The organism is Chitinophaga ginsengisoli, assembly GCF_003014595.1.
GTDB lineage: Bacteria > Bacteroidota > Bacteroidia > Chitinophagales > Chitinophagaceae > Chitinophaga > Chitinophaga ginsengisoli.
Genome location: NZ_PYGK01000019.1, coordinates 33,435 through 58,931 on the forward strand (window position 1 = coordinate 33,435; position 25,497 = coordinate 58,931).

Sequence of the window (25,497 nt, forward strand, 5' to 3'; positions counted from 1 at the left end):
TCAGTTAATTAGTTTAGAAGGATACATTTAAACCCGCGGTGATCACCCTCATCGGTGGTATCACCGACAGGCTCAGATTCTCCGGATCAAGACCACCCAAATTGGAAATGGTGAACAGGTTTTGTGCCTGCGCATACACCGAGAAGTCCTTCGCATGTAATTTTGAAACCAGCGCGCCGGTGAAATTATACCGGATGCTTACGTTCTGTAACCTGGCATAAGTGGCATTACTATAAGCGCCGGTGCTGGTCGTATATAATTGGTTGAAGTTGATCAGGTTCATTATATCGGCGCTCATACGTGGAATGTCTGTAACATCCCCTGGTTTTTGCCAGCGGTTCAGCCAGTAAGTAGGGCCGTTCAAACCATTGAAACCCACTGGAAATCCGTTCTGCGCCAATCCATTCAACCCCGTCCGCTTGGTAAAAGTGAAAAAGAAATCCAGCGACAGCTGTTTGTAGGTAATCGTATTTCCGATCCCTCCATAATATTTAGGCGCCAGATCAACAAACTGGGTTTTATCAGCGTCAGTTAATTCCATCGCCTGATAATCGCCCTTCTCTCCTTTTGCATTGATGTAACTGAAATATCCTGTTTCCGGGTTTACACCGGCATAGTTGAATAACATAATACCAGTAACCGGCTTATCTAATACATAGTTCATTCCCAGATTCCGGTAAGTAGGCAGCTTCACCAGCTTACTGGTAGGAACGGATATATTAAATCGTGTGGTCCAGTTAAAGTTCTTTTTCCTGATGTTATTGGTGCTCACGCTCATCTCCCACCCACTGGTGCGGATCACGGCATCCGTATTCACAGGAAAACCACCAAAACCGGTCACTGTAGACAAGGGTACGCTGATCAATTGGTTTGAAGCAATATTCCGGTAATAGTTCCCTTCCACATGTACTCTGTCTTTAAAGAAACCCAGTTCCAACCCTACTTCAGTATTCCTGTTATGTTCCCAGCTGAGCTCCGGGTTTGCCAGACTACCCGGACTAAGGGTCGTCTTTCCCGCATAGGTACCTGAGCCAGCCACATACTTACTCAGATAGGCAAAGTCACCCACAGCATCTCCACCAATAATACCTGTACTGGCACGAAGCTTTCCATAACTCAGGAATGGCAGGTTGTATTTGATAAAGGACTCTTCGCTGAAAATCCAGGCAGCAGCTACAGAACCGAAAGTGCCAAACTTTTTACCGGGGCCAAAACGGGTAGAACCATCCCTTCTTCCATTGAGATTAATGATATATTTCTGGTCCCAGATGTATTTCATGATGGCATACATACCAATATCCCGGTAAGGTGTATGACTGTAGACGGTTGATACTTTTGTAGCCACAGAAGGATTGCTGAGCAAAGCATCAGAGGGAAAACCCATGCCAGAGATCTCATCGACAGTACTAAGATTGTTATCCAGCTTTCCGCCCACCTTAAAGCTGAACTCCCCTTTCTGCCAGAAGCTATTATTATACTCTGCATAAGGCTCAATGGTCACATTACGTGTTTGAAAATGGTGAAAGCTGCTGTATGTATTGGCAGCGGCATCCACCTTGTTTGGAGGCATGGCAGTGGTAGGAAAACCCATTAACTGCTGACCGTTGATATTGCTGTAACCCAGGTTCACACGTAATGCCACATGCTTCAACGGCCGGTAAACGAGGTTCATGTTGCCAAGTAAGTTGTTGGTCACATTACGATAAGTACGGTTTATATCTGCTATGCGTGTATTGATCGGACTTTCCCAGTTCACACTGCCATCAGGCAGGAAAGGTGCGGGCGCATTAGGCGGCGTGAATACAGCTACAGATGAAAAATCTATCGGCACCATAGTACTCACATTCGAAAGATAAGTGCCGGATACCGCATAACTGAACATATTATCCTTCGTATTCGTATTGATGGAAAAGTGCATGGAACCATCCACCATGGAGCCTTTATGTAACTGGATGTTGCCTGTCTTCCGGAGACTGCCGCTTACCATATAACTGCTGGTCTGTGTGCCACCTCCATAAGTAAGGTTTAGATTGGCTGTTTGCGCCATATTACCCAGCATCTGTTTTTGATAATTATTATCTCTGTCCAGTGGATAAGTCCCATTCAGATCCAGATCTCCGTCCCCTATAGCGGAGCCATCATTCTTCAATGCCTCCCGGCGAAGCATGAGGTATTGTGCGGTATTCATCGGCTTCACATGCTGACCTAACATAGACACACCATCATACACGTTCACATTCAGCGTAGCTGGTCCTGCCTTTGCTTTTTTTGTTGTGATGAGGACCACACCATAAGCTCCTTCCGCACCATATAGAGAAGTGGCATCTGCATCTTTCAGCACACTAATGCTTTCAATATCGTTGGGGTTTAAGAAATTAAGTCCATTACCTCCCTGTAAAAAGTTACCGGTGCCAAAATTGGCATTTGTTTCCATAGGTAGCTTGGCCCCCGGATAAGTCACCCCATCTACTACTACCAATGGAGGAGGCGCGTTTGAGCTAAAGTTGGCCGCATTCCGCAGGCGGAGTGAAAAAGCGCCTCCAGGCTGGCCGGTCACCTGCTGAATGAATAAACCGGGTACCTTTCCCTGTAATGCTTCCAACACATTGTTGACAGGATTCTTCGCGATATCTTTTGCTGTAATGGTCGTTACATCCCCTGTATTAAACCGTTTAGTGGTCGAGCCATAGGCGATGACCTGCACCTGGTCCAGATCGCCCACATCCACCCGCAAAACAACCTTTAGTGGCCCGGTAGCGCCATTTACAGCCAGCTCCCTGCTCACAAAGCCCACAGAAGAAAACTGCAGGATGGTTTTCTCGTCAGGAACGACGATGGTAAAACTCCCTTTTTCGTTTGTCTGGGCCACCCGCTGGAGGTCTCCCTTCACCTTTACCGTTACCCCCGGAAGGTAATTATTGTGCTCATCCATCACCGTGCCTGTCACCATCCTGGGAGGCGCCGGTTCCCTGGTGATAGATTTCACATGGATCAGAATGATATTATTCTCAATACTATAACCAAGCGGCTGATTGACCAGGCATTTCCCCAGTACTGCTGGGAGATCAAGATCTTTCACATGAATTGTCACCGGTTTGCTGGCATTCAGCATATCATCGGTATAAAAGAAGTCATACCCGGTCTGTTTCCTGATCTCCTTAAACACCTGTGATAGCGGTGTCTTCTCCATATTGAGCGTGACCCGCTGTGCATAGCTGCTGGCGCTTGCCTGTACAAGACCGATTGTAGTAAGAATAAGTACGATCAATTTCATAATGCGCAAGAACATTAGTGCGCAGGTTCTCCACCTGCCTGATTTTTCAGGACAAAAATTCATAATTTTGGTTGAGTTAATTCGCAAAGCAGCCTTGCCCCCAAAGCGGTGCATGCAATGCGAATAATGTTTAATGAATAATGTTTAGTCTGAGACCGGCCACACCGGTAGCAGTCGCTAAGCACAAATCCTAAACCGGAAGTGTTCCACCACTTCCGGTTGTTTGTTATTGCTCAGCGTTTCTCGTAGGTATAGGTGACTATTGACTTACGTTCATAATATTTAATGGTTGGTTGATAAATAATTGTTGATCTTTTATTGGTCAGCTATGGTAATATGATTATTCTTCACTGTAAATTTTACCCCTGCCGTAGCTTCCAGCATTTTAAGCACCACCGACAGATTCCTTGACCGGGATACTTCCCCGCTGAAAGTCAGCTTACTATGGTTATAATGTCCATCATCCACATCCACATCATACCACCTCGACACTTTGCGCATAATATCCGGCAGGGTCTCATTCTTAAATACAAAATCCCCCTCTTTCCAGTCAATAGCTACCTCAGGGTCTATGAAACGTACCTTTATCTGTTGCAGATTGTCCAAAACTGCCTGTTGCCCCGGTTTTAATACGGCACTTTCGCCGCCATCGGCTGTTACCCTGACAGCTCCCTGTAATAATGTAGTTTTAGTCACCGGCTCATCCGGATAAGCATTTACGTTAAAATGAGTTCCTAACACATCGATCTTTTGTCCCTTGCTAACAACCCTGAATGGTTGACCGTCACGTTGTGCCACTTCAAAATAGCCTTCCCCGGTAATTTCCACTTTCCGTTCCTGGCTATTGAAAGTCACCGGATAGGTAATGGAAGAGGCGGCATTCAACCACACCTGTGTGCCATCTGCCAGTACCAGGTGATGCTGTCCTCCCCGGGGCGTACTGACGGTATTGATCAAAGGGGCATCATCTTCATGCAGCTCCGCACCACTGATGTAATTCAGCTCTCCATCCGCCTTTTTTTCAATAACGATACTACCCTGCTGCGCCAGCGCACCTTTTTGGGCGTCCTCGAGCATAATGCGCTGGCCATTGGCCAGTGTAAGTACTGCCTTATTAGATCCGGGGAGGGCATCGTCCTGCATCAACGCTATTGGTTGATGCTTCTGGGTATTCATGGAATGGTATAGGAAATATCCTCCAGCTGTCACCAGCACAGCTACAGCCGCCGCCACAGATATCCAGGGCCAGCGTGTCCGTTGTTTCACCGGTAAAGAAGGTCTAAGCTGTTCTATTTCAACCAACTGTTCATCCGTAAGTTCCTCCAGACCTGGTAATTCCAGCTGATGGTACCATGATTCAATGATCGCCTTCTCCTCCGGTGTGCATTCTCCGGTATTATATTTATGTAGCAGCGCTTTAAATGACACTCTCATATATAGTATGACAGTCAGAAAAGGGGGAAGGGCTAGTGGAGATGAAAATTTTTTAGAAAAAATAATGCAGGGCGATCAGGGCACATAGCCCGATCTTCAAACGCAGGATCTTTAATGCGCCTTTGATATGGTTCTTCACGGTAAACTCAGAGATATTGAGTCGCTCGGCGATCTCTTTATGGGTAAGATGTTCTTTCCGGCTTAGTATGAATACTTCCCGCATTTTGGGAGGAAGGGCAGCAATCTCCCTGTCAATCATCTGCTGTAGCTCCTTTTCCCGGACCTGAATGTCGGAGCTATTGTGTCCTTCGTCGATAAATCTTTGAAAATTAAGCGCATACCGGGCTTCTACCTGCTTATGCTCTATATAATTCAATACCTTATTACGGACCATGGTATATAAATACCCGGATACCTGCTGAATGGACGGAAGCTGCTCACGTTGGCTCCATAGGGTAGAAAATACCTCCTGCACGATTTCCTTAGCATCCTCAAAATCACCTATTTTCTTATAACTATGGATGATCAGGGGGTTTTTATACCTGTTGTAAAGTTCGGTAAACGCCTCAGCGTCGCCTGCCTGCAGCATGACAACCAGCTCCCTATCATCGACATGTATTAAGAACCCCATTTCATCAAAAATAAAAAAAAGCGGGAAATTATTCCGGAAGCTTCGCTTTTTGTGCCCCTGGGTTCGAAATTTGTCTGGTTGTCCTGACAATGTGCAAATGGGATGACCTGGTCAGCCTTCTCTTCCTCCACTCACATACGTCATACTGCGGTTTAAATTTGCTCAACTATCTGCTACGAATAAACGTCTGTCCTGCAACAATCCTGTTTGGTAATTCTGTTTAGTAGCACAAGAGCCGCTGAATGCCTGCCTCAGTAACGAAACACATCATTTATTTTGACGCGCTGATAGCGCGGATTTTTCAAAAGATCCCGGACAAACAAGTGAATGCTTACCTCACTCACCTTGCTGATCACATCACAAAACTAAGAAGAAAATACATGCGGAAAATACGCATTTTTGACCTGCTAAAAACCTTACAACTATATGGATTTTAACTACTTAGAAAAATTTTAATTTAAACACCAGGTAAAGACCTATCGGGCTTTTTTCCCGTGAACGATCCGGTGCAGATATCGCTTTGATACCGCTAATCCTCCCTTGATCTTACGTTCATGAACGTAGGATCAAGGGAGGATTAGCGGTATCAAAGCGGTATCAAAGCGGAGAAATAACACATCTCAGGCACACCGAAATCAGGGTGTTTGTTCGGTAGAGGTAGTGTCGAGGTAGCCTCATCTTCCCTTAATCTTCCGTTCCGGAATGGAAGATTAAGGGAGGATGAGGCTACCTCGACACTACCTCTACTATATCTCCGGCGAATATACAGCAAGAAAAACTTTACAGTTTATGGTAACGCTTCAGCTTTAACGAAACCCTTATTCTTCTTCCTGTAACAATTGCAAATGGATACCAGGCCTGTATATTTCCTGAATGTATGATGGATTTTTGAGGTCCTTAAATTCAAACTGCCGGTACAATCCATGCGCACTACTTGTGTTCAGCATTATTCTCCTTAAACGCTTCGACCAGGGCTGCGCAAGTATATGGGAAAGTATTTGCTTCGCTACTCCCCTGCCCCGATATTCAGGAAGCACCAGAAAATCAGCGAACCAGGCGAATGTATAATAGTCAGTGATTACACGCCCGAATCCGATTTGTCTCCCATCTAAAAAGGCGCCTGTACAAAAGGAATTACCAAGAGAATTATCCACCAACGCATAAGAGATGCCCTTTGCCCAATACGAATCCTGGCTTAGAAACCGGTGTATCATTTCAACATCCATATTCTCCTTGCCTGTTTTAATAACTACGTCCTGCATGTTTATCGTTTTATAAAGCAAAACTACAGCTGGAACGTCAACAAGCACAGTCCCAGTTTTGTATATTTCGATGGACACAGTTATTTTTGTACTATGAAAGATGATTTCCTCTACATAGAGATCTCGAACAACATTGCGCGCTTGATCAGGGATAAAGTCTTACACGCGGGAGATCGCCTCCCCTCGGTAAGAATGCTATGTCAGGAGCATGGTATTAGTATGAATACCGCTAAAAGAGTATTTCTTGAGTTAGCATCGCAATCGCTCATTGAATCAAAACCCCAGTCAGGATATTATGTAAGCCAGTTGCCTTACCAAAGGCTGCCCATTCCCGCTATCAGCAATCCTTCGCCAGTCAGTAGCAATAGTGAGCCGGACGAGTTGATCAGGAGAGTTTACTCAACGAGGGGGAAAAAAGGTCTCACTTTTTTCTCAATAGGCGTCCCTTCCAAAGAGTTGTTACCACTGGCAAAACTGAATAAGGAAATACTCCATGCCATCCGGCAGCTTCCAGCCAGTGGTACAGAATATGAGCAATTACAGGGCAATGAAGAGCTGCGCAGAATGATTGCGGCCCGTGCTATATCATGGGGAGGACATCTCCGGGAAAGTGATCTGATAACTACTGCAGGTGGCATGAATGCTTTATCATTTTGCATGATGGCTTTAGGAAAGCGTGGCGATACTATTGCTATGGAAAGCCCCTGCTACCCCGGCAGCTTACAACTGGCCAGAAGTTTAGGTTTAAAAGTGCTCGAATTACCGACGCACCCCATCACAGGCGTCGAAATAGATGCCCTGAAAAAGGTGGTTCATAAAATCAATCTCTGTCTGCTGGTGCCCAACTTCAATACACCTTTGGGTAGTTGTATGCCGGAAGAAAATAAAAAAGAAATAGTAGCGCTCCTGGCAAAGCACCATATTCCCCTGATCGAAGACGATATATATGGCGACTTATATTTCGGTGCTCAACGGCCTAAATGCTGCAAAACATTTGACCAGGAAGGGAATGTCTTATTGTGCAGTTCCTTTTCTAAAACCCTGGCGCCTGGCTACCGTGTCGGATGGGTGGCACCTGGCAAATACCAGGAACAAGTCCTTAAACTAAAACACGCGCACGCCATCTCTTCCTCCACTATTACGCAGGAAGCAATAGCAAATTTTCTGAAGAACGGCCGCTATGATAACCATCTCCGCAAGATGCGTTTAACGCTACAACAAAATTATACCCACTATATAAATGCCATCACTGAGTATTTTCCGGAAGATACTAAAATCAGCAGGCCACAGGGAGGACTTGCATTATGGGTTGAATTCAATAAGAAAGTGAATACAGCGGAATTATTCGAGGAAGCGATGAAACATAAAATAAGTATTGCTCCTGGGAGAATGTTTACCCTTCAAGACCAATTCAAAAACTGTATGCGTCTTTCCTTAGGTTTACTATTATCGGAAGAAGTGGAGCGTAAATTAAAACTACTTGGCAGGTTGGTGAAGTCACAGACCATCCAATTTTAAAATGAAGCCAGGTTTGTTTTGAACAATGAATGATTTGAAGCAGACAATTTATCGTCCTGCCCCTGATCTACATTTGCTGAAACAAACAACGGGCAACAAATGAAAACAGTATTAATTACAGGTACCTCATCCGGCATTGGCAGGGCCGCTGTGCTTACATTTCAACGGGAAGGATGGAACGTGATTGCCACTATGCGCAGTCCGGAAAAAGAAACTGAACTGCATCAACTTGACAATGTGCTGGTCACCAGACTTGATGTACTGGACAACGCGACGATTCTGAACACTGTCGAACAGGGGCTTGACAGGTTCGGACAAATCGATGTGCTGGTCAATAATGCAGGCTACGCAGTTTTTGGAACATTTGAAATGACTGCAGAGCACCAGACACAGAACATGTTTGACACCAATCTATTCGGCCCTATGCGTGTACTGAAAGCCGTACTGCCACACTTCCGCAACCAGAAAAGCGGAACAGTGATCAACATCACTTCTATGGGTGGACGTGTTACTTTCCCGGCATGCTCGCTTTACCATGCTACAAAATTTGCACTGGAGGGATTTACAGAATCTTTAGCTTATGAGTTACTTCCCTTTAATATCCATGCTAAAATTGTAGAACCCGGCTCCACTGCAACAAGATTTGTAGAATCGGCTCAGGTTACACAAGACACAATAACTGAATACTCGGAATTTGTAAAGATCGGCTTCGCCAACTGGGCAAAAAATGATACCATGACCTCCACTGCTGAACAAATTGCAGCTGTGATTTACACCGCTGCCACAGACGAAAATGACCGCTTGCGATATAAGGCGGGAGAAGACACGCAGCTGTATTTCCAGAAAAGGCAAAGCGAGAACGACCAGGAATATGTGGATTATATGCGGCAACGCTTTATTCCTGAGCTCCTAAACGGTTCAACCACGCTGTCAATGTAACAACAGTATTAAAATTCGTATTTTGAGACACATAGCAGCAGCCGGCACTGCTATTGTCTTTAGTATAATTGATTGACATGGACACTAAAACATACCCATTAATCAATACCGTAGAGGATTACCATGACTTTAAGATAAAGAAACTGAACAGCAAGGGGATCATGACCGCTTCCAGCCACCAGTTTTGCTTTTTCACATCTGAAGCGTGTTTGCATCAGGATGCCATTCCCTACCGGAAACGTGACTTCTTCAAAGTCACCTATCTGCGGGGCGATTACATTGTTCATTACGGCGATGAAAGCATCCGTATGAAAGGGGCTTCCCTTTCTATCTTCAGCCCGGCTGTTTCCTATACAATTGAAACTATTGAAGAAGAGTACAGTGCAGGATACTTTATATTCACAGACTATTTCTACAACGATTTCTTCAAGAGTCCTATTACACAGTTCCCCCTATTTAAAAACGGGATCAAAACGATTTATGCGCTCGATGCTGAAAAAGAAATGCGTACGCGGGACCTGTTTAATAAAATTCAGGATTTAGCTAAATCTGACTACCCATACAGGTTTGACCTCATCAGAAATACCATCAATGAATTACTACATTATGCCAATACTCTGACGCCGTCTGCCGAGCAGGCGCATTCAATTTCCGCTAAAGAGCGGCTTGTGAATGTATTTAGTGAGATGCTCGAAAACCAGTTTCCGGTTGACCCGCATAATGATACCCAATTACTTCGGACTGCGGGCGATTTCGCCGATCAGCTACATGTACATGTCAATTATTTAAACCGCGTTACCAAAGAGATCACCGGCAAAACCAGCCGGGACCAGATCTACGAACGCTTTCTCAAAGAATCCATGATATTACTCAATCACTCCAACTGGTCAATTGCCGAAATTGCCTATAGCCTGGGGTATAAAGATGTTTCCCATTTTAATCATTTCTTCAAAAAGATGACGAATACCCGTCCTTCTGATTACAGAAAAAGATAAGAAGCAGGAATTGCCCCACTCAGCCTTTTACCATCGCTTACCGCAAAAAATCCGATCTTTGAACCCTACACCACGGAAAACTACCCCATTACCTTGTACTTAAAAATAACACCAAACATGAACGGAAGGAAAATCGTAATAATAGACCCGCAAAATGACTTTACCTGCTTAGAGGGTCTTTATGCCAGCAGACATAAGGAAATAAGTCAGATACACAATGCTAAAAGCAGCATTAATAGAATATTATCCTTACAGGAAAAAAAGAATATTATCATTCTTCGTTCCGACTACAGAGAGGACCAGTTTGAACCCGGATTGACAATTTGTTTACCCGATACTTTCGGCCATCAGATAGACAGTGATCTGAATGTAGATGAATCCTTCACATGTATCACAAAAACTGAACACAGTGGATTCTCTTCCGAAAGCTTTATTAATTTCCTGAAGGATACAGGCACCAGGGTGCTGTTCCTGTGTGGATTCCTGGCTGAATACTGTGTTAAAAAAACGGCCCTCGATGCACTGGAACACGGATATGACGTTTATCTTATTGAAGACTGTATTGGCACGGGAGATGATGTTCAGTTCAGAAAACAGGAGATGATCCATGAACTGGAATCCAAAGGAGCTACCATCATTAACAGCAATGTTTATCTTGAAAGGATCTTTTAGGGGATGATAAATAACCGGATAACAGGATCGCCTTCAATGAACAGCGCTTTCAGATCCGACGACCTGAAAGCGCTTAGATTATTTCTCAGAAATGATTACGCTGAAACACTATCCAGCCGGGGTTCCTGCACCTGTTCAGTTTCCTGCGGCGCCCTCACTCTCAGTTTGGCTATTTCCAGCTTATGTAGTTGTCTTTCCAGGTCCTCCCTGATTTCCCTGTATGCGGGATCATACGCCAGGTTGGTATATTCAGAAGGATCATTGACCAGATCATACAGTTCATACTGGTTGTAATAAGCACCCGCCGCATCAAAATAATAACTATACTTCCATTTCTCTGTGCGAATACACCGGATACGATTCGCTGCATTTACCACAGACCATTGACTGTTAGAACCTGCCTTTGTATCATCGAAGGTAAATAAGATACTATCCTGTACAGGCGTACCATCTTCCATGATTGGCAACAGACTGGTGCCTGCAAGTCCGGTAGGAGGATTTGACACCTTGGCCATCTCAATAAACGTCGGCAGGAGATCTGCCAATGTTGCCAGGGCCATTGATTGTTGAACAGGATGGCCTGAGAATAAAACAGGATTGGAAATCACCAGGGGAATCCGTATAGCTTCTTCATAAGCTACAAAGGTCTTCTGACGTAGTCCGCCGTGTGCAAGCCCCATTTCTCCATGGTCTGAAGTAAAGGTAACGATGGCACTATCTGCCAGGCTTTTACCATTGCCATCTTTGGCATACAATTCTTTGATCAGGTAACCGATCTCTTTGTCGACCCAGCTTAACAGATAACCATAAAAATTGATGTAATTCAGCTTTTGTTCTGTTGTAGCTAAAGGTCCCAGTAAACCAGCCATTCCTATTAAGATCTGTTCCTGGGCCATTGGTTTTTTATTAGCCAGTAGATGCTCATTCACGGTATCAGGCAGGCCGATCTCTCTTCCGGACCAGGAATCAGCATGATATCCTGAGGTGCCGGCGGTATTGGGATAAGCCAATACATCGTGTGGGTTCACCAACGATACGATCAGGCAATAAGGCTTGTGGTAGCCTGCCGCTCTCTGTGCTTTTACCCCCTGCAGATATTTGATCGCTTCTGCCACATAGCGGGCATCATGATTGGCATACCCGCCGCCAAAATTTAAAGGGTTCACATCTTCCCCCGCATCCGGTGCTACCCAGCCCATGGCGCCGAATAGCGCAATATCTGCAGGCGTTAGGTTATCATAATTGGTCACAGCGCCATTACCGGCCACACCTTTACTCATATGCCATTTACCACGGTACTGCACATCATAGCCTTCATTCCAGAGTACATTCATGATGTTTGGTAAAGATGTACTAAGAGTTGGTTCCGCAGGTGACAGAGGACCTCCTATGGTCAGCGTCTGGGAAACATGGTGCTTGGCGGGGTAAATTCCTGTAAATAGGGTAGCCCGGCTGGGAGAACACATACAGGTGTTGCAGAAGGCCCTGTCAAAACTGAACCCGTTCTTCTTCAGAAAGGTCAGTGTCGGAAGATTTTTCTCCTCCCATCCCGGGGGAAAATGTTGTGTTGCACGCTGTTCATCGGTGATGATCAGAATGATGTCTGGCTGTTCGCCAAGTTGTGCTAACTTTTGTTTGAAGTCCATGGTGTATGGTGTTTTTATTAGGAAATTGGGATTGAGATCAACTGTTTTGGAGCACAGTTCGCTGTGGCGAGATCAATTTCAACTGCAGTAAATGTACGGTCATCCCTTACTAACTAAATAGTTTCCTTTTTGTTCAAAATAGGTATCATATAATGTTACGTTCATTCAGAACCCGTTATTATGTGAATCCGGCGGGAACATAGGTAACATTATAGTGTATTATTACTCACTCCTTCCGGACGTCCCAGGTACAGTTACAGCCCCCGCACCGGAATCGGAGATCTGACACAATAAAAAGGTTTGAATTTGTTAATTTTGCCAGATGAACAGACATCTTGAATGCAGCGTTGCAGCCTGCCGTTCTTCCGACCTGAAACTGAAAGGTTTTAAAGTTCACGAGATCACCGGACCCGCATATGCGTCACTCTCCTATGGCAGAAGGGACTGTTATAAAATAGTGCTGGCTACCGGCGACATGAACATCTGTTATGGCGATAAAACAATCGACATCAATGATACTTTCCTGTTTTTTGGCAATCCCCATATACCCTACTCCACAGAGCATCGTTCTCCTGAACAAAAAGGCTATGCCTGCCTGTTTACGGAAGAATTTATCGACAGCAGGGAACGGAAAGAAAGTTTACTGAATGCATCGATCTTCCGCATTGACGGTATTCCTGTGATCCCTGTAAGCAGCGAACAAGCAACGTTTATCGAGGGACTTTACCAAAGGATGCTTTCCGTATACAGTGGCGATTATGAGCGGAAGGACGAAATGCTCCGGAGCTGCATAGACCTCATTATTCATGAGGCATTGAGAATACAGCCACAACATGGGTTGAAGCAAAGGAACGCGGCTGCGAGAATCACCTGTTTATTTACCGACCTGCTGGAAAAACAATTCCCCATAGAGAACACAGCAGATCCTCTCAGGCTGAGAACTGCCCAGGACTTCGCAGATGGTCTGGCCGTTCACGTAAACTATCTCAATCGCTCAGTAAAGGAAATTACAGGGAAACCTATATCAGTACACATCGCCGAGCGTATCACCACCGAGGCAAAAGCACTTTTACAGCACACCAACTGGAGCATCGCCGACATTGCCTATGCCCTTGGCTTTGAATACCCCAGCTACTTCAACAACTACTTTAAGAGAGTCGCCGGCATTACCCCCAACTCCTTCAGGAAGGATAAGGGGAAAGTATGAAAATCATAATTTTCCGTTTGATTCTCTTTAAAATTGACCGCTGCTTAACCGGAGCTTTGTATGCATAAATCAAATGAAGTGATCAGCCATCGCGGCTGATTTTACATTAAACTTTATAATACAAGCATCATGGAAAAAGTAGCATCGAATGGATCAGCCCTATCAGCAACGGCTATAGCCGGCAATGGCGTTCTCAGTACACCTGTTCCGGTCATCTCTGTAAGCCCTGTTGTACTGCCTGCACCCGGACGAGGCATAGACCTGCAGGTAAGGGTTTCCGCACCTGTAAACGGCCAGCAGCTGCCGATCATTGTCTTCGCACATGGTTACGGGTCTTCATTAGACGGTTATGCGCCACTCGTTAATTTCTGGACGGCGCATGGCTTTGTAGTGATACAGCCCACCTTTCTCGATTCAAGAACGCTTGGACTCAGCCCTGAAGATTCCCGGACACCCGAGATCTGGCGGTTCCGCGTGGAGGATATGAAGCGTATACTTGACAATCTCGACCTTATTGTAGATGCCCTTCCTGGATTGAAAGAACGTATTGACCGCAACCGCATTGCGGCAGTCGGACATTCATTTGGCGCACAGACGACAGGTATGTTATTGGGCGCACGTGTTATTGGTCCCGATGGTACCCCGGGAGAAGATATGTCTGACCCACGGATCAAGGCAGGGGTACTGCTTTGCGCAGCTGGCCGTGGTGGCGCAGACCTCAGTCCTTTTGCAGCGGAACATTTTCCGTTTATGAATCCTGACTATGCTGGAATGACGCCTCCTACCCTGGTGGTTTGGGGCGACAAGGATGACTCTTTCCTCACCGTTCGCGGACCGGAATGGTTCACTGATGCGTATACCCTGAGCGAAGGACCGAAGTCACTGCTTACCTTGTTTGGAGGAGAGCATTTGCTAGGTGGGATTTCCGGTTATCTTGTAACAGAAACCTCAGATGAGAATCCTGCACGGGTGGCCGCGGTACAACGGCTTACCTGGGCTTACCTCCGCAGTCAACTATACGCAGAAAATGCCGTTTGGTTAGCAGCATGTGCCGAGTTAACGGAAAGCCCTAATCCAATAGGACGGGTTGAAGATAAATGAGTATCTGAAGGAGAGATAAAGCTGGCCATATTCAAGCTATGCTATTAGACTTTTTAGGCCCGCTCTAAGAGAGCGGGTTTTTATATATCAGCCAACAGTCCTGTTTTCCAAAAATGAACGGATTGTAATACCCGATTTATCAGCCAGTCTGTCCTTTTCTTCTAAAAACTGTTGTTCGTCAAATACGCGAATACCAACATAAATACCCATTGGCGCAAAATTCCGCTCAGTGAAATAATAACCATTCGACAATCGGATATAAGCAGCACGCTCGTAATCCCGTTCATCATTCTCATAGCAGAAAAGAAAGTCTACTATTGTTTGTCCTATTAAACATTTCGCACCTTCATCACTAATGGCCTTCCCATTGTCGAACCTCTCCTGAAAATACGCCTGACTTTCCGGCGTCAACCGGACATACTCATCATCGTCATCATTGGGAATATCAATGATGCTATTGTTATTCAGTTTGATGTATGTATAAAATGATTGGACGCTATATTCATCGTCATTCTCCGGAGAGTAACAAAAACGTACTCCGGCTATTTCCTGTCCAATTAAATCAGATAATTTAAGGGTATCCATAAATGCATAAATATTGGATCGACAATCGTATTCTCTCCCAATTTACACCTCTTTGTTAAAACCACCACACTTACTCCAGTCGCAGGCTCTTCACAGGATTCATTAACGCTGCGCTAATGCTTTGAAAACTTACTGTCAGCAGGGCAATCACCAATGCACCTACGCCTGCTGCTGCAAAGATCCACCACGTTATTTCAGTATGATAATCATACTTCAGTAACCAGGACTGCAGAAAATAATAGGCGACGGGCGTCGCTATCAGACAAGCAAACAGCACGAGCAACACAAAATCTTTTGTCAGCAAGCCCCAGATATTTAATACAGAAGCTCCCAGTACCTTGCGCACACCAATTTCTTTAAAACGTTGTTCTGCCATAAATGCCGCCATACCGAACAATCCCAGGCAGCTGATGAAAATAGCCAGTCCTGCAAAACACCCTGCCAGCTTACCGATACGTTCTTCATCGCTGAACTTCTTTGCATATTCTTCACTCACAAATTTGTAAGAGAATGGTTCGGCCGGAGCATACGCCCTACAAACTGCTGTTATCTTATCGATGGCATCATGCGCACTCGCCTGCGGATTGATCCTGATGTTCATGTAGTCAAAGAAACCCGCTTTACCCATGCGGAAAATAGTTGGTTTAACCGGCTCATAAGGTGATCCCATCACCATATCCTTTATGACACCAATAACGTGCAACTGCTTTGTCCCCACCTGTACGATCTTCCCTATCGGGTTCTTAAGCCCCATATATTTCACCGCTGTTTCATTTAATATCAGACCGGATGAATCAGTAAGGAACTGACTGGAAAAATCCCTTCCGGCGGTAAACTGCCAGCCTACTGTTTTGCCATATGTGGTAGTAACGCCGATATTACCAAATTCAGCGGTCATAGCCGGGTCTTTTCCTGACCAGTCAAGATCCCCTCTTGAATTATTGACACCCGTCGCCGGACTTGATGACGCCGCAATTCCCATAATAGTACCTGATTTCAGCAGGTCTTCCTGTATCGCCTCAAAATGATCGCGCAGCGCAGTGGAACTGGTTTCTATATAAATCAGTCCATCGCGGCTATATCCTACTGGCCGGTCACGGGCAAACTGTATCTGCCGGAAAACGATCAGGGTACCGGTGATTAAAACAACAGCCACCGTAAACTGTAACACGACCAGCACACTTCTGGGAACAGTAGCCAGCCGGCCCGCTTTAAAAGTGCCTTTTAACGCTTTTACCGGCTTAAAGGACGACAGGTACAACGCGGGGTAACTACCGGCAATAAATCCCGCAAATAAGGTAAAACCAAGGCATGCCAGCCAGAAAACAGGACTCGCCCATAAGATGAACATCTTCTTATTAGCCACTTCATTGAAAAACGGCAATGCCAGTAATACCCATGCCAGCGAAAGCATGAATGCCAGCAGGGCAATCAGTACAGACTCAGCATAGAACTGACCGATCAACTGTCTTCTCAGCGATCCTACCGCCTTACGAATGCCTACTTCCCTGGCACGTTTTTCACTCCTGGCCGTGCTGAGGTTCATGAAATTGATACAGGCCAGCAACAGCACAAATATGCCGATGATGCCGAATAGCCACACGTACAGTATTGCTCCGCCTGTATTGACACCGTTCTTAAAGGTGGCATATAAATGCCATTTCCGCATGGGCTGGAGGAAGAGCGCTGGTTGTGATGTATTGGCAGCTGCTCCCACCCTGTCACGCTTAATATGCTTTATTTTCTCCGAAAGTCTGGCCATATCAGCATGGTCATTCGCCTGTACATACATGAATAGGGAATTATCAGTCCAGTTAGCAGGGTCCCGTTGTATCCAGTCTTTTGCATGCACATAAAAATCCCATGGCGCCATAAACGCGAGGTTATGAAAACTGCTCTGCTGCGGAAGATCATCATAAACACCGGTCACTTTAAATACCGCTTTCTGATCCAGCTTTACCAGTTGATCCATCGGATCATTTTCTCCAAATAACGCACTGGCCAGTGATTGTGAGAGTAAGATACCATTTGGGCCAGTTAGTCCCTGACGCGTGCCTTTCAGCATATGCAGCGTTAACATATCAGGGCTGGCTGCTCCCATAAACGCGCCGGCGTAGGATACGTTTTTATCACCCACACTCAACGTATGATTTTCCGTCCAGGAAGACATGACGATATGCTTAAACTCACTCCCATAACTTTCACGCATCGCCGCTTCCAATGGAAGCGGGATCGTCCGTTCCGTACGTATCGTCCCATCCAGCGTTTCCTGTTGCATCACCTGCGCGATCCTGTCGTAGTTGTCATGGTATTTGTCAAACGACAGTTCACTCCATATCCATAATCCGATCAACATGGCTACCGCCATACCTACAGACAAGCCCGTGATATTGATGAATGAATGCGCTTTATTTTTACGCAGGTAGCGAAAGGCGACTTTAAGATAGTTTTTGAACATACTGGCGGCATTATATCAGTGAAAGCAAAAGCAGCTGGTGTGGGTCAAAAAAAATGCCTGACCGGCAGGGTATTATAAACCAATAATTTATGTTGCATAGACACTATCAGGATGTCCGTTCCCGGACAAGCATGTCCGGTATTCAAACATGGAGGTCCTGAAATACAAACAGCTGATGGGAACACCATCAGCTGTCTGAAAATATGTGATACTGTATTATTTCATCTTCCTGTTGATCTTATCCTCAGTCGACGCAAGAATATTGATAGATTGCTGCAAACGATCATAGGCCACACTGGCATCCAGGGCAATGTCCCGCTTACTTACATCCAGACCGGCCAGGAACGCTTCAAGATTAGACAAATACTGGGTGCCTTCACTGTTCAGCACATTAAAGATCTTGTCGTTCAGGCGGTCACCTTCTGCCCTTAATTCATTATTGGTAAGGTCAGTCACGTTACGCATTTCCCGGATCACATCCCCCATCTGCGTCTTCAGCGTCTCCAGGTTCTCCGGGTCCTTCTTGCCGGGAGCGATGTTGTTACGGAAGATATTATCGGACAGATTTTTCCTGGTCTTCATATAAGTGATGAGGTTCTTTTTGAGCAATCCAAAGCTGCGGCTAAGCTCCTGTCCTTTTTCCTTAGTGAAGTATTTATCTACATCAGCATCAAGGTGCTTAGTCCAGTTGAGCAGACTCAGGGAAACATCTACCACCGGCAGGGTCTGTGCAAAGCTATTGGTGGCGGATAATAGAACGATAGCGAACGTTAAAATGCGACGGAAGATCATTTTTTAATTGAAAATAAGTAATTTATAAAACATGTTGTTCCCCCTTGAAGGTCTGTCGGTACCCGTACCCTTATTCATTGTCCCTCAGGTTGGGATACCGGCGTTACTCATTAACGCCCGGCTATTTCATAATATTTTGGAAAAGGGATTTTATTTGACACATTATAAATAATTAAAATAATATATCTTTGCGCCGGAAACATGCGAATAGTGTAACCTATTCCGTTAACATAACCCATTACAACCTATTGACCTATAACATTTTAAATCAGAAATCTATAAAAAAACCTATGAAAAAACTGTTCTTGAGTGCCGCCGCACTTGTGGTATTGTTTGCTGCCTGCAGCAAGGATGATGATAACAATACTCCTACGACCAAAAAATATTTGCTGCACATGTTGTCTGCTGAAGACAGCGTAGAGGTAAAATATGATGCTGCTAATAATATCAAAGAAGTAGGAGCTTACAGTGATTCAAAAGAAATTTCATCACTGACTTATGAAAATGGTAAGCTTACGAAGAAAACCAGCAGCGTTAACGATGGCCCACAGCGACTGGTTGAAACGTTTGACTATAACAGCGCAGGTAAATTATTGAGAACAAACTTCTTTGTTTCAGATAGCGTTAAATCCCGCTATGATAGTCTGGCTTACGATGCGAATGGCCGTCTGACCGCTTTGTATGAATTAGGCTCTGAGATCAACGGTACTTACAAGATACGTACTAAATATGCCTATACCTGGGACAGCAAGGGAAATATCAACAGAGAAGTGAGAGTGGCTGTAGTTGATGGTGTTGAAACAAAGGATAGTTCTATCACTGACTATACTTATGACGATAAGGTAAACTTTGCGGCTAAACAACCAGAGTTTTTTCTGCTGGAAGCTGACGATCCTACCTTCGGATTATCTGTTAATAACATCATTAAATCTATACACACAACTAACACGAATCCGGGTTATGTGTTAACGGTAACGGAACAGTACACTTACGATGAAGACGGATACCCTGTTACACAGAAAGAAACTGAGAAAGAAACACAGGACGGTACCGTTGTGAATACCTTTGAGTATTCTACCAGGTTCCGTTATATCAAAAAATAACTAGTTATTATATCAGGTGTTTCTCTTTTAAAAGAAACACCTGATTTTTTTATCTCAATTACCACAGGCTACTCCCCATTATACTCCTCACTGATAACCTTTCCTGTGGCATTATCCGTTCAATAACTATCACAACACTATTTTCCTTCTGTCTCCTCCAACTTCCATTCCGGCCGGATAAAATGGCAGGTATAACCGAAAGGATGTTTCTGCAGATAATCCTGGTGCTCTTCTTCCGCATCCCAGAAATCTGAAGCCGGTACGATCTCAGTAACAATCGGGTTGCGGTAAATACCTGCTGCAGTCAATTCCTTCACCAGTTCAACCGCTGTGTTTTTCTGCTCCTCGTCCAGGTAAAAGATAGCTGAACGATAGGAAGTACCTATATCATTCCCCTGCCGGTTACGGGTGGTAGGATCATGTATCTGGAAAAAGAACTCAAGCAGCTTGCGGTAAGAAAGCTCATTCGGATCAAATTCTATCCTGATGCCCTCTGCATGCGTTCCATGATTGCGGTAAGTAGCATTACGGACGTCACCGCCTGTATAACCGACAACAGTCTTGGTTACACCAGGGAGCGCACGGATGAGCTCTTCTACACCCCAAAAACAACCTCCCGCGAGTATGGCAGTCTGTGTTGACATATAACATGTTTTAGCCTATAAGCACCATCTTTTATGCCAGGGATGAAATGACAGTCATTTTAGCAGATAAACATGAGAACAGGTACCATACTGTCAGGATGGCAAGCATTTCATGCCTGTCAACGAGCCGCTAAATACCACTCCTTACTGATCTGGTATAAAAAATTCTGCTTGGACGTTTCTCCGAAATAAGCTACCTCCATTTCAGCTATTTTCTCCGCACCTAAGCGGCCAATGGATATCTGGGAACGGATATTATTCACCCCTATATGGAAATACACCTTTGAAACGAACTGAAAGATATAATCCATCATTATTCTCTTCACTGAGTGATTAAAGCCTTCCCCCCAATATGCTCTTGCATAAAAAGTATACCCTATGCAAATGCTGTTTTCAGCCTCGTTGTAATCATAAAAACGGGTACTCCCTGCAACACGTCCTGTTGCCTTATCAACAATCTTAAAGGCGCCTTTACTCTGGATGGCTCCGTCAAAGAATGTGCGGAACACATCTTCCTTCCATCGCTCCTTATTGGGATGCTGCTCCCATATTTTCGGGTCTGAGGCAACAGCATACACATCGTCAAAGTCGTCCTCACGCAAAGGATAAAGGATGGCACGTTCATTCTCCAGGATAGGCTGAATATCGAATGTCATATTTTACTTTTTTACAGCTCTTTAATATAATTCGCCAGGTCTCTTTCAACGCCATTATCGCTTTCTTCTAATTGTCGGACAATCCGCTCCCGTTCAGCCCCTGTCTTATTCTGGCTCAGTTTCTTCTGCCCCTGTAGATCGGTCACTTCCAGTTCAAAAGCGATGATCCCCCGCATCATACCTGTCTTATATTTTTCCGAAAGTCCCTGCCATTGCTCAAGATAAGCCGGCTCATAGAAAGAGATCATCTGCTCCAGTACGCGTACTTTGGAAGCTTCATCGTCCAGTATACTGGCCTTTCCATAAGCATGCACACTGATATAATCCCAGGTGGGCACACTCTCCCGTTTGTCGTAATGTGCGGGTGAAATATATGCATGCGGCTCAGAAAATATCACCAGTGAGGTATTGGCTGCAATATATTTAGCTTGCGGATTAACAGCGGAGAAATGGGCTGTCAGCACCAGTTTGCCTGCATCCTCATTGATAAAGAATGGTAAATGTGTGGCAAGAGGGATATTATCTCCTGTTGTGATGATAGTGGCAAAGCTATACCGCTTCATAAAATCTATCATCTCTTTATTGTCCTGGAACTGAAATGACTGAGGAACATACATAACCGGATTATCTTTTTACTGGTACAAATGTATCTGCCGATTGGATTATATTTGTAGTCCAATTTCAACAAAATGGATAGTCCAATTCTGATCCGTATCTTTCATGATATTCATCTGGATCACGCAGCAGAAAGAGCGGTGTATCTCCAACTGGCAGACGCTATTTTGTCTCTTATCAAAAAAGGGACACTCCGTCCCGGAAGTAAACTCCCCAGCTCAAGAGATGTGGCTGACCAATTGCAGATCAACAGGATCACTGTTTCCAAGGCATATGAGGAATTACAGATGCAGGGATGGTTGGAAAGTGCCGTCGGCCGTGGTACTTTCGTCACCTCCCATATACCGGAATCTGCCCCCCGGACATTGCGGAATACACCTAAAAACAATACTACCCAAACTGCAGGTTTCAGGATCCCCGTTCAGCCCTACCTGGAAGTCATTCCAGCTATTGTCAGTAGCGAACTACATCTGGACGACGGATTTCCAGATCCTAAACTGGCCCCTTTAAAAGAGCTATACAGGGCATACCGCAGCCAGCTAACAAGAAGCGGCTTATACAACAAGTTCGGCAAATACGGACAACCAGATGGTTCAGCATTTTACAAAGATGCTATATCAAAATACCTCAACGAAACACGGGGATTAAGAACCACCGCTCAGAATATCCTTTCAATAAAAGGAACGGTAATGGGCATCAACCTGGTCTGCAATGGGCTGATCAGTCCCGGCGATATCATTGTATCAGGCATTCCCGGATGGCGGAGAGCAGAACAGAATTTCGCACATGCCGGCGCAAAACATATCGGTATCCCGGTAGATGAACATGGCCTCGTAGTAGACGAATTAAAGAAGATCTGTCGCCGGCAGAAAGTAAGGATGGTATATGTCACGCCGCATCATCATTACCCAACTACAGTCTCATTACGGATTGACAGACGACTGGAACTCTTACGGCTGGCAGGTGAGTACGGATTTATCATCTTCGAAGATGATTATGACTTTGATTTCCACTACAAACACCGCCCGCTATTGCCGCTGGCAAGCGCCGATGAAAACGGTATGGTCATTTACTGCGGATCTTTCAGTAAAAGCTTCTCTCCTGCTTTCCGTATCGGTTATCTGGCTGCTTCGCAGAATGTGATTGAACACCTGACAAGGGTCCGCATCCTGCTGGACAGGCAGGGCGATCATATCCTGGACAATGCTATCGGCGAACTATTGCAGGACGGCACCATGCAACGTTATCTGAGAAAAACATTACCTGTATATAAGGAAAGAAGGGATTTCTTCTGTGACCTGCTAAGCAATGAACTAAAGCAGGCAGTCAGCTTTAATATCCCGGAAGGAGGCATGACGGTATGGACACAATTTGCCGCTTCTATTGATGTCGAAAAGCTGGCAAAGGACGCTTTAAAAAAGGGCTTATACATATCCAATGGCAAAAACCATCTATATCCAACATTTAATGCCAATGCTGTCCGCCTGGGCTTCGCATCCTCATCCAGGGAGGAACTGGAAAAAAGTGTAGGCATATTGAAACAGCTATTGAAAAAACAGCTCTCTGTATAAAATAAAAAGAGACTGACTCAAAAGTATTGAGCAGTCTCTTTTCATTCGTTTTACTTGTAGTCATTTAGCGAACTTACCGATGTTCGCTTTCTTCTCTTCATTAACTAGGGATGCGTATACAACCTGTATACCAGTGTACCTGAAGGAGGCAGTCCTGGACCACCATCAGTATAACCGATAGCCACTAAAGTGCCGTTTGTCGGATTGGTATCGGCATCGCTTACGATTTCAGCATTTGCCAGTGTACTCCAGGCAACGAACTGACCGGATGGAGTATACCAGGCATAGTTAACAATAGCCGGGCTTACTTTCTGCTCCTGCCTTGGAGCAAATGAACTGAATAATAACACCATGGTAAATAGTGAGATCGATAAAAGGGCTTTCATCTCTTTCATGTGAAACTGGGTTTTAATGATTAACAAATTGATTAACAAGAACGGGTATATCGACTCGGTATATCGATTCAATTGATTGTTCCTAAATATACGACAATAAACGCTATAAGTTACATCAGGAATGCCGGCCGTCTATGCATTAATCCAAATCATTGGCAACTACGCTGGCTGTCCCTGCAGCCGGGTTTCCATTCCGGGATCCATCACGGTTTCCCTCTTCCTTTTCCATCATATTCTGTTCTCTCTGATACCTTACTGCCGCTGTCACCATTGCACGTCTCTTTGCAGCGAATTCCTCATCCTGTTCAGTCATAGGGCTGATAGCATCCGTAGAATAGTCCATAAACCCTTTCATCGTTATTACGTCTATACGGGGCGTTAATGCTCCCAGAAGTGCTTCCAGTTCCTGTGCGTGATGGTCACCCATCCCAGCCATAACAAAACCATCTCTGGATGCTTTAATCACTGAACGATACATTGCAAAATTTCTGTAAGCAAAAGCTGTTTCCCCATGTGAGGCTTTGTTATCTGTAGTGCCTCTTCTTTTCTTCACTTCTGCTAAAAACGGCTTCATAAAGTCTCCGCTTTCTTGTCCTTTTATCTCTACTCCTTTCCTTCTACCTTCTAACAGATCTGCTTCTTCTTTTACACCTTTTCCCAATGCCGACAGCAGTCTTGCAGACATCTCTTCGGCCTTGGGAATCCAGGTTCCGGGTATATGTGTCTCAACGAAATACATTATCGGCTCAAACACATCTTCTATAAAACCCGGGGTTGCTATATAGCCCGTTTTTTGCCTTATGCCTTTAATAGCATTATAAAATTTCGTTAGCACACTATTTCCTACAGCTCCGGATGCATAACCTTCAGCGGCGGTACCTGTTTGGGCGTAGACTTTTTTCGCTGATCTGTTATAATAGGGTATATGTCCTGCAGCTTCTCCATCTCTGCGTCTATCTGCCTTCGCAGCATGCTGATAGTTCGCCAGCCAAACATCCCCTGCCTCCCTTTCTGTGTTATCAACTGCTGCGGCATTGTCAACGCCCGTTTCTTTACTCTTTTTTTGTTCTGCACTCTTAAAAATAACGAAACTATAATATGCTTTAGCAATGAGGTTTTCCATAGCATATTCGCGGACTTCATGATTGTCATCCTCCAAAGCACCAGGCGAATTACTTTTTTCCAGGGGACTATCCGAAGTTGCCGACATCAGCGTATTCGAACCTCCCTCTCCCAACACTTTACCTTTCTGATTACTTTCGTTCATCAGTTCCCGGTAACCGAACGCGTTATGAGATTCCCCTAAAACAAAAAACTTCTTGTTCTCAAGGGGTGGTAACCTGTACCATAACCCAAGTCTTTTCGCCAGTCCAACACCTACAGGCTCTCTTCCTGCATGCTTCATAAACTCTTCAACAGCATTATATCTCCTGGCGTACCCGTCCCTTACCCAATTTATTCTGTCACCAGGCACAGTAACCACATTACCACCTACCAGCGCTTTCCCACCACCCAACTCTACAGCCGGAAATCCATTTACCAACACCTTTCTTTGAATCACACCGGCATTATCCGACTTCAGTTGAAAAGGCGCCACAGCTGGCATACCCAATCCAGCACCTGGCTTCTGCTCATTCCCTTCCTGTTCATTATCAATTGGCTTCCTTTGAAACGAAGGAACCGCGGGTTTAAAAGTTCCTGCCACATTATTGCTATATGCAACTGCACGTGAAGAGGATGTAACAACACCGGCATTTCTTTTTTCTATTGGCATAGTAGGGGAAGCAGCTTTTATTGAGGATAGGTCATAATACGGAGTCTAATATACGGAAATTATTTTGTGACATACGCAGATACATGGTACCAGGGATACTCGCCTTATTACATCCTTTTTTTGTATATTGAGCCTGATATATCCTTATTGTGAACCCATCTCCATTCCGGTTAAAATTTGTTCATTTTTCGTTCACGTTAATATTATGGTCTCAGAAATTGATCC

The 25,497-nt window shown here is 44.9% G+C and carries 21 protein-coding genes; 8 read left to right on the forward strand and 13 right to left on the reverse strand.

The features are described 5' to 3' along the window. Positions 1 to 13: 13 nt before the first annotated feature. The 4 genes from CLV42_RS29705 to CLV42_RS29725 form a co-directional block, all read right to left on the reverse strand. Positions 14 to 3,274, reverse strand: coding sequence for a SusC/RagA family TonB-linked outer membrane protein (locus tag CLV42_RS29705; protein WP_170117707.1), 3,261 nt, complete (start codon positions 3,272 to 3,274; stop codon positions 14 to 16). Between the two features lie 315 nt (positions 3,275 to 3,589). Further along, entirely contained in the window at positions 3,590 to 4,708 is a 1,119-nt protein-coding gene (locus CLV42_RS29710; RefSeq protein WP_106605580.1) for a FecR family protein, read from the reverse strand. Positions 4,709 to 4,760: 52 nt separating this feature from the next. Further along, positions 4,761 to 5,339, reverse strand: a complete 579-nt coding sequence (locus tag CLV42_RS29715; RefSeq protein WP_106605581.1) for an RNA polymerase sigma-70 factor — start codon at positions 5,337 to 5,339, stop codon at positions 4,761 to 4,763. Between the two features lie 818 nt (positions 5,340 to 6,157). Continuing rightward, positions 6,158 to 6,601: a GNAT family N-acetyltransferase gene (locus CLV42_RS29725; RefSeq protein ID WP_106605583.1), complete on the reverse strand. Its 444-nt coding sequence runs from the start codon at positions 6,599 to 6,601 to the stop codon at positions 6,158 to 6,160. Positions 6,602 to 6,694: 93 nt separating this feature from the next. On the opposite strand from CLV42_RS29725, the gene CLV42_RS29730 reads away from it, so the two are divergent. The 4 genes from CLV42_RS29730 (at position 6,695) to CLV42_RS29745 (ending at position 10,725) form a co-directional block, all read left to right on the forward strand. Continuing rightward, entirely contained in the window at positions 6,695 to 8,119 is a 1,425-nt protein-coding gene (locus tag CLV42_RS29730) for an aminotransferase-like domain-containing protein (RefSeq protein WP_106605584.1), read from the forward strand. A gap of 99 nt (positions 8,120 to 8,218) precedes the next feature. After that, positions 8,219 to 9,058, forward strand: coding sequence for an SDR family oxidoreductase (locus tag CLV42_RS29735; protein WP_106605585.1), 840 nt, complete (start codon positions 8,219 to 8,221; stop codon positions 9,056 to 9,058). Positions 9,059 to 9,135: 77 nt separating this feature from the next. Next, on the forward strand, positions 9,136 to 10,053 hold the full coding sequence (locus tag CLV42_RS29740; RefSeq protein ID WP_106605586.1) for a helix-turn-helix domain-containing protein: 918 nt from the start codon (positions 9,136 to 9,138) through the stop codon (positions 10,051 to 10,053). 117 nt (positions 10,054 to 10,170) lie between these two features. Further along, complete coding sequence (locus CLV42_RS29745; RefSeq protein ID WP_106605587.1) at positions 10,171 to 10,725, forward strand: cysteine hydrolase family protein; 555 nt, start codon at positions 10,171 to 10,173, stop codon at positions 10,723 to 10,725. A 95-nt stretch (positions 10,726 to 10,820) separates the two neighbouring features. Here the strand turns inward: CLV42_RS29745 and CLV42_RS29750 are convergent, their stop codons facing one another. Further along, a complete protein-coding gene (locus CLV42_RS29750; protein WP_106605588.1) occupies positions 10,821 to 12,371 on the reverse strand; it encodes a sulfatase-like hydrolase/transferase in 1,551 nt (516 codons plus the stop codon). A gap of 322 nt (positions 12,372 to 12,693) precedes the next feature. Between CLV42_RS29750 and CLV42_RS29755 the strand changes: the two genes are divergently transcribed. Next, entirely contained in the window at positions 12,694 to 13,578 is an 885-nt protein-coding gene (locus CLV42_RS29755) for a helix-turn-helix domain-containing protein (RefSeq protein WP_106605589.1), read from the forward strand. A 129-nt stretch (positions 13,579 to 13,707) separates the two neighbouring features. Further along, positions 13,708 to 14,679, forward strand: coding sequence for an alpha/beta hydrolase family protein (locus CLV42_RS29760; RefSeq protein WP_106605590.1), 972 nt, complete (start codon positions 13,708 to 13,710; stop codon positions 14,677 to 14,679). An 87-nt stretch (positions 14,680 to 14,766) separates the two neighbouring features. On the opposite strand, the gene CLV42_RS29765 is transcribed toward CLV42_RS29760, so the two are convergent. The 3 genes from CLV42_RS29765 to CLV42_RS29775 all read right to left on the reverse strand — a co-directional run bounded on the left by CLV42_RS29765 (position 14,767) and on the right by CLV42_RS29775 (position 18,514). After that, positions 14,767 to 15,264: a hypothetical protein gene (locus CLV42_RS29765; RefSeq protein WP_106605591.1), complete on the reverse strand. Its 498-nt coding sequence runs from the start codon at positions 15,262 to 15,264 to the stop codon at positions 14,767 to 14,769. A gap of 70 nt (positions 15,265 to 15,334) precedes the next feature. Next, the gene (locus tag CLV42_RS29770; protein WP_106605592.1) at positions 15,335 to 17,722 is read right to left on the reverse strand and encodes an ABC transporter permease; all 2,388 of its coding nucleotides are present in this window, start codon (positions 17,720 to 17,722) and stop codon (positions 15,335 to 15,337) included. Positions 17,723 to 17,938: 216 nt separating this feature from the next. Beyond that, entirely contained in the window at positions 17,939 to 18,514 is a 576-nt protein-coding gene (locus tag CLV42_RS29775; RefSeq protein WP_106605593.1) for a hypothetical protein, read from the reverse strand. Between the two features lie 290 nt (positions 18,515 to 18,804). Between CLV42_RS29775 and CLV42_RS29780 the strand changes: the two genes are divergently transcribed. Continuing rightward, a complete protein-coding gene (locus tag CLV42_RS29780; protein WP_146154524.1) occupies positions 18,805 to 19,617 on the forward strand; it encodes a hypothetical protein in 813 nt (270 codons plus the stop codon). 137 nt (positions 19,618 to 19,754) lie between these two features. Here CLV42_RS29780 and msrA read toward each other — a convergent pair whose 3' ends face one another. The 3 genes from msrA to CLV42_RS29795 all read right to left on the reverse strand — a co-directional run bounded on the left by msrA (position 19,755) and on the right by CLV42_RS29795 (position 21,534). Beyond that, positions 19,755 to 20,261 carry a peptide-methionine (S)-S-oxide reductase MsrA gene (gene msrA, locus CLV42_RS29785; RefSeq protein ID WP_106605595.1) on the reverse strand — a complete coding sequence of 169 codons (507 nt, stop codon included), beginning with the start codon at positions 20,259 to 20,261 and terminating at the stop codon, positions 19,755 to 19,757. Positions 20,262 to 20,380: 119 nt separating this feature from the next. After that, positions 20,381 to 20,917 carry a GNAT family N-acetyltransferase gene (locus CLV42_RS29790; RefSeq protein ID WP_106605596.1) on the reverse strand — a complete coding sequence of 179 codons (537 nt, stop codon included), beginning with the start codon at positions 20,915 to 20,917 and terminating at the stop codon, positions 20,381 to 20,383. A gap of 11 nt (positions 20,918 to 20,928) precedes the next feature. Beyond that, positions 20,929 to 21,534 (reverse strand): FMN-binding negative transcriptional regulator, encoded by a 606-nt coding sequence (locus CLV42_RS29795; protein ID WP_106605597.1) that lies wholly within the window; start codon positions 21,532 to 21,534, stop codon positions 20,929 to 20,931. A gap of 72 nt (positions 21,535 to 21,606) precedes the next feature. Here CLV42_RS29795 and CLV42_RS29800 point away from each other — a divergent pair, with 72 nt between their 5' ends. Beyond that, a complete protein-coding gene (locus CLV42_RS29800) occupies positions 21,607 to 23,103 on the forward strand; it encodes an aminotransferase-like domain-containing protein (protein ID WP_106605598.1) in 1,497 nt (498 codons plus the stop codon). Positions 23,104 to 23,207: 104 nt separating this feature from the next. Here CLV42_RS29800 and CLV42_RS29805 read toward each other — a convergent pair whose 3' ends face one another. After that, entirely contained in the window at positions 23,208 to 23,498 is a 291-nt protein-coding gene (locus CLV42_RS29805; protein WP_106605599.1) for a hypothetical protein, read from the reverse strand. A 139-nt stretch (positions 23,499 to 23,637) separates the two neighbouring features. Beyond that, positions 23,638 to 25,272 carry a hypothetical protein gene (locus CLV42_RS29810; protein ID WP_106605600.1) on the reverse strand — a complete coding sequence of 545 codons (1,635 nt, stop codon included), beginning with the start codon at positions 25,270 to 25,272 and terminating at the stop codon, positions 23,638 to 23,640. Between the last annotated feature and the right edge of the window lie 225 nt (positions 25,273 to 25,497).